Source organism: Pseudomonas corrugata (assembly GCF_001269905.1).
Classification (GTDB): Bacteria; Pseudomonadota; Gammaproteobacteria; order Pseudomonadales; family Pseudomonadaceae; genus Aquipseudomonas; species Aquipseudomonas corrugata.
In genome coordinates this window covers 1025837-1040014 of record NZ_LHVK01000003.1, presented here as the reverse complement: position 1 = coordinate 1040014, position 14178 = coordinate 1025837, and the positions used below count along the sequence as shown (strand labels likewise).

The following is a 14178-nucleotide window of genomic DNA, read 5'->3' as shown; positions in this document are numbered from 1 at the left end:
TCCCGTGGGCCGCAGTGACGTCTCGAGTGCAACGGTTTTCGCAAACGCGCAAATACGCTGCACCTGGCAACCAACAGGAGCGTTAGTCATGCCGATTAAGAACACTGGCGGATCGGTCAACCCCGCGCCAGCCCCTCTCACGCCCGGTGCATTCCTGCATGAAATCTTCACTGCCCGGGCCCGTGAATTTCCCGAGCGAACGGCCGTCTCCGACGCCACTCGCGCGTTGAGTTACGCGCAGCTCGATGCGGCCTCTTCGCAACTGGCAGCCCGTCTTCGCCAGGAAGGCGTCAAGGACGGCATGCTGGTCGGGATGTGCCTGACGCGCAGCGTCGACCTGGTCATCAGCCTGCTGGGCATCCTCAAGGCCGGCGGCGCCTACGTCCCGGTCGACCCGCAGTACCCCGGCAAGCGCGTGGAACACATCGTGCGCGACAGCGGCCTGAACCTGATGATCGGCGAGCCCGCCAATCTGGCGCAGAGCCCGTCCGTGCGCGTCCTGCCCCTGGCCGATCTGCTGGCCGGCCCGGCACTGGAGCCGATTGGCGATGTCGACCGCCGCGCCCCCGACCAGGCACCGGCCTACGTCATCTACACCTCCGGCTCCACCGGCGAACCCAAGGGTGTGCTGGTGGCCCACGCCAACGTCAGTCGCCTATTGGAAAGCACCCAGCGCGAGTACGCTTTCAACGAACATGACGTCTGGTCGATGTTCCACTCCATCGGCTTCGACTTTTCGGTCTGGGAGATCTGGGGCGCACTGGCCCATGGCGGCCACGTCGCCGTGGTGCCTTACGATGTGTCACGTTCGCCAACCGCAACCCGTCAATGGCTGCTCGACCAGGGCGTGACCGTCCTCAGCCAGACCCCGTCGGCCTTCCGCGGCCTCGACGAGGCAGACCGCCAGGCCAAGACGCCGCTGGCGCTGCGCTACGTGGTATTCGGCGGCGAGGCTCTGCCAGCCACGGTGCTGCGCCCCTGGGTCGAACGCCATGGTGACCAGAAGCCTGCGCTGATCAACATGTACGGCATCACCGAAGCCACAGTGCACACCACCTTCAAGCGCGTGCTGGGCCAGGACCTGGAAAGCGCCGCCATGGTATCGATTGGTGCCCCGCTGGATGGCTGGCGCCTGAATCTGCTCGATGCCGATCAACAACCCGTGCCCCAGGGCACCGCCGGTGAGCTGTACATCGAAGGCGCCGGCGTAGCGCTGGGTTACCTGAACCGCCCGGCGCTGAACAGCGAGCGCTTCGTGCAACTGCCAGGAACTTCAACTCGCGCCTATCGCACTGGCGATCTGGTGGTGCTGGGCGATGACGGCGAGTACCGCTACGCCGGTCGTTGCGACGAGCAACTGAAAATCCGCGGTTTCCGCATCGAGCCCGGCGAAGTCGAAGCCTGCCTGCAGAGCAGTCCCGCCGTGGCCGCGGCCCATGTGACCGGTCACGATTACGGCGACGGCGACTGGCGACTGCTCACCTACGTGGTACCGGCCCAGGGCGTGAATGCCTGGACCGAACAGGTCCGCAGCGAAGTCGCCGCGCTGGTGGCCGCCAACCTGCCGGACTACATGCGCCCTTCAGCCTACATCGCCCTGGCACAACTGCCGGTTACCGACCACGGCAAGATCGACAAGAAGCGCCTGCCCTCGCCCGACTCCATCGAAGCCACCGTCCACCACACGGCCGACAACCTCACCGAGCAAGAGCAGTTCGTGCTCAAGGTCTGGTCCCAGGACATCGGCCTGAAGAACATCGGTCTGAACGATGACTTCTTCGACTTTGGCGGCACCTCCCTGGCACTGATCCGCTCCCTGAGCACTTTCAAGGCCCATTACCAGGTCAACCTGGACCCCGGCGTACTGGCCAACGGTGCAACCGCCAAGGTATTGGCCGACTGCATCCAGCGCTCCCTTGTCCAAGCCCATTGACCGAAAAGGAACAGCCCATGAGCAAGAAATTCGCCTTGACCCCGGAAGAACGCGCGTCCTTTGAGAAGAATGGCTTCATCGGTCCTTTCGACGCCTATACCCCGGAAGAAATGAAAGAAACCTGGAAACGCACCCGCCTGCGCCTGCTCGACCGCAGCGCCGCGGCGTACCAGGACCTGGATGCGATTTCCGCCGGCACCAACATCGCCAACTATGATCGCCACCTGGACGACGAATTCCTCGCCAGCCACATCTGCCGTCCACAGATCTGCGACCGCGTCGAAAGCATCCTCGGTCCGGACGTACTGTGCTGGCGTACCGAGTTCTTCCCCAAATATCCGGGCGACGAAGGCACCGACTGGCACCAGGCCGACACCTTCGCCAACGCCTCGGGCAAGCCGCAGATCCTGTGGCCGGAGAACGAAGACTTCGGTGGCACCATCACCGTCTGGACCGCGTTCACCGACGCCAACATCGCCAATGGTTGCCTGCAATTCATTCCCGGCACCCAGAACAGCATGAACTACGACGAAACCAAGCGCATGGCCTACGATCCGGATGCCAACAACAGCTCGGTGGTCAAGGATGGCGTGCGCCGCGGTTTCTTCGGCTACGACTATCGCCAGCTGCAGATCGACGAGAACTTCAAGCCTGACGAATCCTCCGCCGTGCCCATGCAGATGAAGGCCGGCCAGTTCATCATTTTCTGGTCGACCCTGATGCACGCCTCCTACCCTCATAGCGGCGAGTCCCAGGACATGCGCATGGGCTTCGCCTCACGCTATGTTCCGTCCTTCGTAAAAATCTACCCGGACTCCGAGCACATCGAGGAGTACGGCGGTCGCATCAGCCTTGAGAAATACGGCGCGGTCCAGGTGATCGGGGACAGGACCCCGGAATACAACCGCCTTGTCACCCATACCACCCGAGGCAAGAAATTCGAAGCGGTCTGATTTTTCAGTGCCATAAGACAGTGGCATGCGCAACGTGCCTGACAGGAGTCCCCCAATCCATGACTATTTCCACCGACGCAGCAACGCGCCTGTGCGAGACCGTGAGGATGCTTAGGCACCTTGCCATCCATCTGCCCGATCCCATTTGCCTGAGCTTTCTCGCCCAGGCAAATGAGCCGCCACCCGACCAGGCTTCTCCGAGCGTGAGAGCGACGGAACGGGCGGTCAGTGCTACCTTCGCACGCATCGGCGTCAAAGCCGTGCAGTATGTGCACGATGGTGAGGCGCAGCTGTCGTCCTTCGAAATGTTTATCAGCAAGAAAATCTGCCAGGCGCTGGATTTTTCCTATGACCACTTCGACGAGTTCGAAAGTGTCAGGGAGTTCGGGCGCCTGGTCAGACACTTCGATTTCAGTGGTTCGGTGCCCGAGGTTGAAACGGTGCACCTGATCACCCGCGACAACGTCGCGTTGTCAGTGCATGCCAGCACGGATCAGAACCGCCCGGCGATCGTCCTGGCACTGCCCTGCGGCATGCCGTTCGACCTGTGTCGCGACTGGTTCAATGCCCTGAGCGAGCGATTCTTCGTGGTCACCTGGGAGACCCGGGGGCTGTTCGGTTCCTGTACCTCATTCGACCAGCTCTCCGTGGACACCGATGCCCAGGTCGGCGACCTGATCAACGTGATGAACCATTACGAGCTGCCCAGCGCGCACTTGATGGGCATCTGCGGTGGTGCGGTGATCGCGTTGAGCGCCGCCGCCATCCACCCCGAGCGGGTGAACTCCCTGAGCCTGTGGCACGGCGACTACAATCTGGGCGACAACAGCCTGCGCACCGCCCATCAGCAGAACTTCGAATGGCTAATGGAGTCGGCCGCCGTCGACCGCAACGAAGCCAGCGACTTGCAGGCGTTGTTCCTGGACCAGGCGACACTGGCGACCATCCCGGACTCGATCGCCCATGCGGCGCTCTACCCCTATGTCAACGAAGAGTTGTTCTACCGCTATGCGCGGCTCAACGATGCGCTGAACAAGACTGAGCTGCAATCGCGGTTGGGGCAGATCAGCGTGCCGACGCTGGTGGTTGCCGGCGACGCCGACGAAACCACCCACATCGGCGGCTCACAGCGTATTGCCGAGTCCATCAGCGACGCACTGCTGCACGTGGAGAGCAACGGCAGTCACCTGGCGTTCTTCGAATCGACCCACCACTCTAAACAGACGGCCTTCCGCTTCCTTGAATCGACCCTGGAATCGGTCGCCGTCTGAGCTGCAAGACGGAGGCCTGTCCTGATGCCAGTCAGTTAAGCCACAAACCTGTGGGAGCAAAGCTTGCTCGCGACTACGGTACGTCAGTCAGCAACCATGTTGAATGGTCTGCCGCTATCGCGAGCAAGCGTTGCTCCCACAGGTTTTGCGCCGCTAGCTGGCATCAGGCTCTGCCCGCCTCTGGACTCATGACCTGAGCACCGTGCCAACCATTGAGGTCGGCACCCTGTGGTTGAACAGGCGCATCCTGTTCAAGGCGGGCTGATGCCAGTGAGTAAGCCACAAACCTGTGGGAGCAAAGCTTGCTCGCGACTACGGTACGTCAGTCAGCAACCATGTTGAATGGTCTGCCGCTATCGCGAGCAAGCTTTGCTCCCACAGGTTTTGCGCCGCTAGCTGGCATCAGGCTCTGCCCGCCTCTGGACTCATGACCTGAGCACCGTGCCAACCATTGAGGTCGGCACCCTGTGGTTGAACAGGCGCATCCTGTTCAAGGCGGGCTGATGCCAGTGAGTAAGCCACAAACCTGTGGGAGCAAAGCTTGCTCGCGACTACGGTACGTCAGTCAGCAACAATGTGGGTAGTCTCCATTGTCAGTGAGTTCACCGTCTCATCGTAATGGATTACCGACCGCGATACGTCGGGGGTAAACCCGAAGATCCTGCTGGCAACAAAAAGCCCCGATACCGCATGGTACCGAGGCCAGATCTGCATCGGCAGGCTCTATTTTTTCAGCGAGTCGTACGCTTCCAACGTGCGCAACGAATAGATGTAAGCTGCGCCGGCGTTGAGCGAAATGGCGGTTGCCAATGTGGCCGCCACTTCTTCGCGGCTGGCTCCAGCCTTGATCGCCGCGTCCGCGTGGACGGCAATACATCCGTCACAACGGGTGGTGACAGCGACGGCAATTGAAATCAACTCTCGGGTTTTCCCATCCAGTACATCGTTTTCGGCGGAAGCTTCGCCAAGGGCCATGTAAGCCTTGACCATTTTCGGGTTGCTCTTTCCGAGCGAGCCGAAAGCCTTCTGAATGGTGGGTAGCAGTTCGGACCAGTTGTTGAACATCGCATGACTCCTGAGCAAGTTGGTGTACTGTTTCGACAGGCTCAGTCTCCCCCCAGGGCGAGATTCGAGTTTGTCCGATCCGCTCAAATTTTTATGCGAAGCGCTCAAATGAATTCGATCGATAAACTCATCAGCTTGGCCAACGTGCGAGGCAGTGTGGATCTACGGTGTCAGTTTCAAGGAGATTGGGCACTCGATCACGCGCAGGAAGCCTTGGGAAAAGCGCCCTATCACATTGTGTTGGCGGGAGAGTGCCGCGTCGAACTTCCGGACGGACAGCGCCTGCCAATGCGTGCAGGAGACATTCTGCTTCTGCCTCGCGGGGCACCGCACCTCCTGCATGGCATCGGGAAAACGGCTGAGCCGCGAACCCCGAAGCTGGTGTCCGGTGGCACACTGCCGCTTTACCGCATTGGCCGCGGGAGCACTGACCTGGACATGCTTTGCGGAAATTTTCACTACAATCGTGCCTCCCTGTTGTTCTCTGCCCTCCCTGAACATCTCGTGATTCCCAGTGCAGCCCTCCCTGCAAGTGCCCCCTTGCCGGCCCTGGTCGACATGTTGCGAGGTGAAGCCGATAGCGATCAGGTCGGCGCGCACTTCTTACTCGATGCCTTGTCCCAAGCATTGTTCACCCTGATCCTGCGCGCTCACCTCGCGAGCCACGGCCAACACACTGGCACCCTGGCCTTGTTGTCCGAAAAGCAGCTGGGCCGCGCCTGGCAATCGATGCTGGCGGACCCGGGCTACGAATGGACAGTGGATGCGCTTGCCGAGATTGCGAGCATGTCCCGTGCAACGTTCATGCGAGCTTTCGTACGGGTCGCCGGCGTTTCGCCGTGGGTCTTGTTGACGCAGGTTCGAATGGAACTGGCCTTCAGCCTGCTGAGCCATTCGCACTTGGGACTGACTGACATCGCATCCCAGGTGGGCTATCAATCCCAGGCGGCTTTCAGTAAGAAATTCAAGGAGATATATGGTGAGACGCCGGGGCGGGTGCGGCGTGGATTGAATGGATCAGGTGTCTTGTAGGCCGCGCCCGCCCGCTCACATATGCAAGGAAATGAAATCCACGAAACAGCGCAGCTTGGGCGTGATGAAGCGATTCGGCGGCCACAGCACGCTAAAGTGGATGGTGCGGGTTACTTCTTGGGTCAGCACGGCCTTCAACGCTCCGGACTCAAGGGCCTCCTTGACGGCGAATTCCGGCAGACAGGCGATGCCCCGCCCCTCGATCGCGGCGTTGAAAAGCATATCGATGTTGTTGCAGACCAGCACGGCCCGCAGATCCTGCGCGCCGTTATGAGCTTTATCCGGTAGCGGCCAGCGCTCAAGCTTGCCGGTGGAAGGCACCCGATATAACAAGCAGTCATGGTTGCTCAAGTCGCTGGCATTCAAGGGGGTGCCCTGGACCTGGAAATAGCCCGGAGCCCCCACCAGCAAGAAACGAAAAGCACCCAATCGCCGCGCCACCAAGCGAGAGTCGTTCAACTCACCGGTTCTGACCACCGCATCAAAGCCCTCCTCCACGACATCCACCAGACGATCGCTGAAGTCCAGTTCCAGATGGATATCCGGGTATCGCTTGGCAAAGCTGGACAACAACGTGAACAGGAACTGCCCGGCCAAGGGCAGGCTCACGCGCAGCTTGCCCCGAGGTTCGCTGCTGGTGCTCGACAGCTCAAGTTCCGCCGCTTCCAGTTCATTGAGCACACGCTGGCAGCGGTTCAGGAAAAGCAGGCCCTCCGCTGTCAGGTTGATGCTTCGGGTGCTGCGATGAAACAGCCTGACGCCCAGGCGCTGCTCCAGGCGCGCGACGCTTTTGCCAATCGCCGATGAGGACACGCCCAGTTGCCGTCCGGCCGCGACAAAACTGCGAGTTTCGGCAACTTGAACGAAAACCGAGATTCCGCTGAGGTTGTCCACGCTCTCTCCTTGAGTTTTGCGTCTTGGATTGCGGAACGAAACGTCCGATGTGTCCGGAATTCTAGCCTCTGTTTCCCCTGCCGTCTGCGACCTAGCATGGCGACGTCCATTACAGCAGGGAATCGTAATCATGACCGCCAAAGAATCCATCCAATTAGCCAGCGCTTTCGCCACTGACCCCATGCAGGCGAAAATCGACGCGGCCCTGAACAGCGCTATCGAAGAAAAGCGCCTGGTGGGAGCCGTGGTACTGGTTGCCCGTCGCGGCGAAATCACTTATCGCAACGCGGTGGGCCTGGCCGACCGGGAGGCTGGCCTGCCGATGCGCACCGATGCCTTGTTCCGGCTCTCTTCGGTTACCAAGCCAATCACCTCGACTGCGGCCCTGGCCTTGGTAGCCCAGGGCCGCATTGGCCTGGATGACCCTATCGCTCGCTGGCTACCGGAGTTCCAGCCAACCCTGGCGGACGGCACCCGCGTGTCCATCAGCGTACGCCAATTGCTCAGCCATACCGCCGGCCTGAATTACGGTTTTCTCGAAGCCAAGGGCGGCGGCGCTTATGCGCAGGCTGGTGTGTGTGACGGGCTGGAAAGCGCGCCGCTGACTCTGGAGGAAAACATCCGGCGGCTGGCTACCGCGCCGCTACTGTATCGCCCTGGCACCCATTGGGGGTATTCGATCGCGACCGACGTGTTGGGCGCGCTGATCGCAAGGGTGTGTGAAACCAGTCTGTCCGACGCGATCGAGCAACTGGTGTGCAAGCCTCTCGGCCTGTCCGATACCCGTTTCAACGTCGTCGACACTTCCCGTCTGACGGCCGCCTATCTCAATGCCGATCCCGCACCACGCCGCATGAACGGCGTCGAAGTGATCGAGGTTTTCGAGGACACCGCAGGCATCCGCATGGATGCGGATCGTGCCCTCGACAGCACTGCCTACCATTCGGGAGGTTCCGGGATGATCGGCTCCGCCGAAGAGTTCCTGATCCTGCTCGAGACCTTGCGCCAGGGCGGCGGCGCGCTCATGCCAGCGAGCCTTTCGAAGGAGATGGGAACGGTCCAGACCGGCGATCTTGAACTTGCCAACTGGCCTGGTCGTGGGTTCGGCCTGGGCTTCACCGTGCTGACTGACCCACAAGCGGCACAGGTGCCGGAGTCTGTCGGTACCTGGCGCCTGGGCGGGGCTTTTGGTCATTCCTGGTTTGTCGATCCGGCCCAGCAGATCTCCGTGGTGGCATTCACCAACACCGCCTTCGAAGGGATGTTCGGGCAGTTCACTGTCGATCTGTGCAACGCCGTATACGGCGCTTAAAAGACGCCTGCCTTGCGTTGCGATAAGGAGTCCATCATGAAAAGACCGGCTTGAGAGCCGGCCTTCATGCGAATGCAATTTGAGTTGCCCAGCTTTGTTTTGGCTACCTGCCCCACGGAATCGACCAGGCACCTGGGCCTCCGCCAGTGCCGCGGATCTTTATTGAGAGGTATCGACTCATGACGCATTCACGCCTGTACCACAACCATGCCAACGTGCGACTGGACTCCCTGACGGGGTTTCGATTTGTCGCGGCAGCCTTGGTGTTCTTCTTTCACGCCTCACTGACGAAAATCATCGGATTCAATCCGTTTACAGACCAGCATATCGTCTCCGGCTTCCAGCGCTTGTTCAGTGTGGGTGGCTGGATTGGGGTCTCGTTTTTTTTCGTGCTCAGTGGTTTCGTCATTACCTGGTCCGCCCGCAGGAACGATACGCTCGGGGCGTTCTGGCGCCGACGCCTGGTAAAAATCTACCCCAACCACCTGATCACCTTCATCCTGGCGATGATCTTGTTCGCCGTACCACTGACCGCCCTCAGCGCCTGGTTGCCCAACTTGCTATTGGTTCACGCCTGGGTGCCGGATATGTCGGTGTTCCTGAGTGTCAACGGACCGTCCTGGTCACTGTGTTGCGAATTGGTTTTCTACCTGGCGTTCCCGTTTCTGTTGCGCGCATTGTGGAAGGTCCCTGAGGACCGACTCTGGCTGACCGTCGGCGTGACAGTCTGCGCCATGGCCGCAACTCACTGGCTCATTGCCGAAGTTGTCAACGATGAACCGCAGATCGCCGAATACCCGATCTCCCTGAATCAGTGGTGGTTGGCTTACTTCTTTCCGCCACTACGGCTGTTCGAGTTCGTTCTCGGCATGCTGATGGCGAGGATTCTGATGACGGGGCGCTGGATTGCCATCCCGCTGGCACCGGCCCTGGCATTGGCGGCGATGGCTTACTTCCTCGCAGGAGAAGTGCCCTTTATCTACAGCCTGTCACTCACCACCGTTATCCCGATTGCCTTACTGATCACTAGCCTGGCTGCCGCCGATGTGGCGCAACGCAAGTCTTGGTTTCGATATCCGTTGATGGTCTGGCTGGGGGAGATCTCGTTCGGCTTCTACATGATCCATCTGCTGATCATGACGTGTGTGACCTCGCTATTGGACGGCCAACGTTTTGCCGCTGTACCGGCGTCTCTCATTCTTGCCACCACGTTCTGTCTGTCGCTCCTGGGTGGCTGGCTGCTATTCACCTTCGTTGAGCGGCCCGCCATGCGGCGCTGGGGAAAGGCCAAGCCGATCGAGCGGCCACTGAGTGTCCCGCAAATCTGATTTTCTCCATTTAGAAAGGATGCTTGCCATGTCATCGTTTACTCGCAGGTTGAGCGGCGTGCCCGCCTGGGCACTGGGCGCACTGGTGCTGGCGGCGCTTGCCGGCTTCGCAATCAGCATGAAGTCGCCGGTTGCCCAGGCTAACCCCGCCCCCGCACCGCTGCCCCAGGTGCAAGTGATGGCCGCCGTCACGCGTGATGTCGTCGACTGGCAGAGCTATACCGGTCGCCTGGTCGCCACCGACACCGTGGTTATCAAGCCTCTAGTCGCCGGCACGCTCATCAGCGTGCACTTCAAGGACGGCGCGATGCTGCGCAAAGGTGACCTGATGTTCGAGATCGATCCACGGCCTTATGCCGCGGCGCTGCAACAAGCTCAAGCTGCGCTTGTGGCTGCCAGGTCGATGAGTGTGTTTGCCCAGAAAGAACTGCAGCGCTACGAGCATCTGATTTCCAGCAACGCCATCGCAAAAACCGACCTGGACAAGCGCATACAGAGCGCCAACGAAGCCCAGGCCAGGGTCAATGAAGCCCAGGCCAGGGTCGAGCTGGCAAGGCTTGATCTTGAGCACACCCGCATTCTCGCACCGTTCGACGGTCGAGCTTCACGAGTAGAAGTGACACCGGGCAATATCGTCGACGTGGGCGAACGCTCCACGGCCTTGACAAACCTGGTGTCGATCTCGCCGATCTACGCAGACTTCGACGTGGATGAAAAGACCTTCCTGCGCTACTTGGGCAACCGCCCGACAGCCGATCCGGTACCGGTCATGCTCGGGTTAGCCAATGAAGAGGGTTATCCCCGAAAAGGCAAGCTGAGCTCCCTGGACAATCGGCTGGATACCCGGTCGGCCACTATCCGGGTCAGGGCCAGTTTCGACAACAGCAACGGGGAACTGCGCCCGGGCCTGTTTGCCAGGGTGCTGCTGCCAGGCAGTGCCAGTCGCCCCGCGACCCTGGTTGACGACAGCGCCATCGGCACCGACCAGGACAAAAAGTATGTGCTGGTAGTCGATGCCGAAGGCCGCGTCCAGTACCGGCAGGTCAAGCCAGGGATCCGCCAGGGCGCCCTTCGTGTCATTGACCAGGGTATCGAACCCGAGGAACAGGTTGTCGTGAGTTCCTTGCATCTGGCGACGCCGGGCACCCAGGTTGCTCCGGTACGCGCACCGTCACAGCCACAGGCGCAACAGTGATGAATATTTCCGGATTCTTCATCGACCGTCCGATTTTTTCCGGTGTCCTCAGCGCCCTTGTGTTGTTGGCCGGCCTCCTCTCATTGGCGCGACTGCCGGTGTCGGAGTACCCCGATGTCGTTCCGCCGCTGATCGTCGTGAACGCCCAATACCCAGGCGCCAACCCCAAGGTGGTGGCTGAAAGCGTTGCCGCGCCCCTTGAAGAGCGCATCAACGGCGTGGAAGGCATGCTGTATATGCAATCCCAGGCCAACAGCGATGGAACGTTGGCGATCAACGTGACATTCGCCTTGGGTACCGATCCCGACAAGGCCCAGCAGCTGGTGCAGAACCGCGTCTCAGAAGCCCTGCCGCGTCTCCCGGCCGACGTGTTGAACCTGGGCGTCACCACCAGCAAATCGTCATCGACCCAGACCCTGGCGATCCATCTGGTGTCGCCCAACAATGAATACGACGCCAACTACCTGCGCAACTACGGCATCCTGAACATCAAGAGCCAGCTTGAGCGCATACCTGGCGTCGGCGAAGTGCGCATCTGGGGCGGCGGCGATTACGCCATGCGCATCTGGATCGACCCCGACAGCGTGGTGCAGCGAGGCCTCACCGCCGGCGAGGTAGTCCAGGCCATCCGCGAGCAGAACATTCAGGTCGCGGCCGGCGTCATAGGCGCTTCGCCTATGCGCGCCGGCGTCCAGCTGCAGCTCTCGGTCAATGCCCAGGGGCGCCTGAAAACCGAAGAGGAATTCGGCAACATCGTCATCAAGACGGTGCCGGATGGGGGCGTGACATATTTACGCGATGTGGCCCGGATCGAGCTGGCGGCTTCTACCTACGCGCTTCGCTCGCTGGTGGACGGGCAGCCGGCGGTGGGCTTCGGGGTTTTCCAGATGGCGGGCGGCAACGCCCTGGATATCTCTGCCCGTGCCCGGGAAATCATGGCTGAAGCCAAGGCCGATATGCCGGCGGGCGTCGATTACAAAATCGTCTTCGACCCGACCCAATTCGTTCGTTCCAGCATCGATGCGGTCATCAGCACCCTGTTCGAAGCCATCGTGCTGGTCGTGCTGGTCGTCATCGTGTTCCTGCAGACCTGGCGTGCATCAGTCATCCCACTGCTGGCCGTGCCGATATCCATCGTCGGCACGCTGGCGTTCCTGCTGGCGTTCGGGTTCTCCATCAATGCCCTGTCGCTGTTTGGCCTGGTATTGGCGATCGGCATCGTTGTCGACGACGCAATCGTGGTAGTGGAAAACGTCGAACGCAATATCGCACAAGGATTGGCGCCTCACCCAGCAACTCACAAAGCCATGGCAGAAGTCAGCAAACCGATCATAGCCATCACCCTGACGCTGGTTTGCGTGTTCATTCCGTTGGCGTTCATGCCCGGTCTTTCCGGCGGCTTCTACCGCCAGTTCGCCTTGACCATTGCGATCTCCACGGTGATCTCGGCGTTCAATTCGCTGACACTTTCCCCAGCCCTCTGCGCCCTGCTGCTCAAGCCCCACGGCGCACCTAAGGATCCACTGGAGCGTGGGATCGACAAAGTCATGGGGCGGTTCTTCAAGGGTTTCAATCGTCTATTCAAGCAAGCCGAGGACCGCTATGGCGCCGGCGTGCGCGGAGTCCTGGCACACAAAGGCAGGACGTTCGCATTATTCGGCGTTCTGCTGTGTGCCTGCGCATGGCTCAGCCACACGCTGCCGACGGGGTTCGTTCCGGCCCAGGACAAGGAATTTCTGGTGGGTTTCGCCCAATTGCCCGCCGGCGCCTCGCTGGATCGCACCGAGCAGGTCATCCAGCAAATGAATGACATCGCGCTCAAGCATCCTGGCGTTGCCCATACCCTCGAGTTTCCCGGCATGTCCGTCAACGGCCTGATGAACTCGTCAAGCTCCGGGATCATTTTCGTGATCCTCAAGCCATTTGCCGAACGCTCCGGCGAGTCGCTGGGGGCGAACCGGATAGCGGCAGACCTCAATGGCGAATTCAAGAGGATCACGCAGTCCTTCACGGCAGTCTTCCCCCCGCCCCCCGTCCTGGGCCTGGGAACGCTTGGCGGATTCAAATTGCAGATCGAGGACCGGGCGAGCCTGGGGTATGTCGCCCTCGACAGCGCGGTCAAAGCGTTCATGACCGAGGCTGCCAAAGCACCGGAGCTGGGACCACTGTTCTCCAGTTACCAGATAAACGTGCCTCAACTGGATGTCGATCTCGACCGGGTCAAAGCCAAGCAGCTCGGCGTCTCGGTGACAGACGTATTCGAGACCCTGCAAATTTACCTGGGTTCTCTGTACGTCAACGATTTCAACCTTTTCGGGCGTGTCTACCAGGTTCGGGCGCAGGCAGATGCGCCCTTCAGGGCCAATCCCGAAGACATCACGCGTTTGAAGGTACGCAATGCATACGGCGACATGGTGCCCCTATCGACGTTGTTGTCGGTCAAGCCCGATTACGGGCCGGAAATGGTCGTGCATTACAACGCTTTTACAGCGGCGGACGTCAATGGCGCGCCTGCCCCTGGCTACTCCTCGGGCCAGGCGGAAGCGGCCATCGAGCGCATCGCCCGGCAAACACTGCCCCAGGGCATACGCATGGAATGGACCGACCTGACCTACCAGCAGCGGTTGGCCGGTGACGCAACCGGCTGGGTGCTTGCGGTCAGCACGCTACTGGTTTTCATGGTACTGGCGGCACTGTACGAAAGCCTTTTGTTGCCGCTGGCGGTGATCCTGATCGTGCCAATGGGCGTGTTCTCGGCCCTCGCGGGCGTCTGGCTGACAGGAGGAGATAACAATATCTTCACCCAGATCGGCCTGATGGTGCTGGTGGGCCTGGCGTCCAAGAACGCCATCCTGATCGTTGAATTTGCAAGGGATCTGGAACGCCAGGGGCGTACCCCTCTGAGCGCCGCCTGGGAAGCCAGCAAGCTGAGGCTTCGACCGATCCTGATGACTTCGATTGCCTTCGTGATGGGCGTCGTTCCCCTGGTGATTTCTACCGGTGCCGGTTCGGAAATGCGCCAGGCCATGGGCGTCGCGGTGTTCTTCGGCATGCTGGGCGTGACCGCTTTCGGCCTGCTCTTCACCCCGCTCTTCTACGTGCTGGTTCGCAGCGTCGGCCGCCGGCTACCTCAGCGCCAATCGATTTCCATTACGGACACATACATCCGTTAACACCGGAACTCCAGCGCGTTTT

General features: G+C 60.6%; 10 protein-coding genes. 8 read left to right on the top strand and 2 right to left on the bottom strand.

What is annotated here, in order from left to right; genetic code table 11:
• Positions 1-88 precede the first annotated feature (88 nt).
• The 3 genes from syrB1 to AD665_RS04845 are packed head-to-tail and all read left to right on the top strand — an operon-like array spanning position 89 to position 4157.
• Complete coding sequence (syrB1, locus tag AD665_RS04855; RefSeq protein ID WP_053191156.1) at positions 89-1933, top strand: syringomycin E biosynthesis L-threonine--[L-threonyl-carrier protein] ligase SyrB1; 1845 nt, start codon at positions 89-91, stop codon at positions 1931-1933.
• Between the two features lie 17 nt (positions 1934-1950).
• Complete coding sequence (gene syrB2, locus AD665_RS04850) at positions 1951-2886, top strand: syringomycin E biosynthesis L-threonyl-[L-threonyl-carrier protein] 4-chlorinase SyrB2 (protein WP_024780708.1); 936 nt, start codon at positions 1951-1953, stop codon at positions 2884-2886.
• Positions 2887-2945: 59 nt separating this feature from the next.
• Positions 2946-4157 (top strand): alpha/beta fold hydrolase, encoded by a 1212-nt coding sequence (locus tag AD665_RS04845; protein ID WP_024780709.1) that lies wholly within the window; start codon positions 2946-2948, stop codon positions 4155-4157.
• A gap of 723 nt (positions 4158-4880) precedes the next feature.
• Here AD665_RS04845 and AD665_RS04840 read toward each other — a convergent pair.
• Positions 4881-5222 carry a carboxymuconolactone decarboxylase family protein gene (locus tag AD665_RS04840; protein ID WP_024780206.1) on the bottom strand — a complete coding sequence of 114 codons (342 nt, stop codon included), beginning with the start codon at positions 5220-5222 and terminating at the stop codon, positions 4881-4883.
• A gap of 108 nt (positions 5223-5330) precedes the next feature.
• On the opposite strand from AD665_RS04840, the gene AD665_RS04835 reads away from it, so the two are divergent.
• Positions 5331-6254: an AraC family transcriptional regulator gene (locus AD665_RS04835; RefSeq protein ID WP_024780207.1), complete on the top strand. Its 924-nt coding sequence runs from the start codon at positions 5331-5333 to the stop codon at positions 6252-6254.
• Positions 6255-6269: 15 nt separating this feature from the next.
• Here AD665_RS04835 and AD665_RS04830 read toward each other — a convergent pair whose 3' ends face one another.
• A complete protein-coding gene (locus AD665_RS04830; protein WP_024780208.1) occupies positions 6270-7148 on the bottom strand; it encodes a LysR family transcriptional regulator in 879 nt (292 codons plus the stop codon).
• A 130-nt stretch (positions 7149-7278) separates the two neighbouring features.
• Here AD665_RS04830 and AD665_RS04825 point away from each other — a divergent pair, with 130 nt between their 5' ends.
• From AD665_RS04825 to AD665_RS04810, 4 genes are all read left to right on the top strand, one after another.
• On the top strand, positions 7279-8460 hold the full coding sequence (locus AD665_RS04825) for a serine hydrolase domain-containing protein (protein WP_053191154.1): 1182 nt from the start codon (positions 7279-7281) through the stop codon (positions 8458-8460).
• 179 nt (positions 8461-8639) lie between these two features.
• A complete protein-coding gene (locus AD665_RS04820) occupies positions 8640-9788 on the top strand; it encodes an acyltransferase family protein (protein ID WP_053191152.1) in 1149 nt (382 codons plus the stop codon).
• A gap of 28 nt (positions 9789-9816) precedes the next feature.
• A complete protein-coding gene (locus AD665_RS04815; RefSeq protein WP_024780211.1) occupies positions 9817-10983 on the top strand; it encodes an efflux RND transporter periplasmic adaptor subunit in 1167 nt (388 codons plus the stop codon).
• Positions 10983-14156 carry an efflux RND transporter permease subunit gene (locus AD665_RS04810; protein WP_053191150.1) on the top strand — a complete coding sequence of 1058 codons (3174 nt, stop codon included), beginning with the start codon at positions 10983-10985 and terminating at the stop codon, positions 14154-14156. The genes AD665_RS04815 and AD665_RS04810 overlap by 1 nt, the downstream gene beginning before the upstream one ends.
• The last annotated feature ends 22 nt before the right edge of the window (positions 14157-14178 follow it).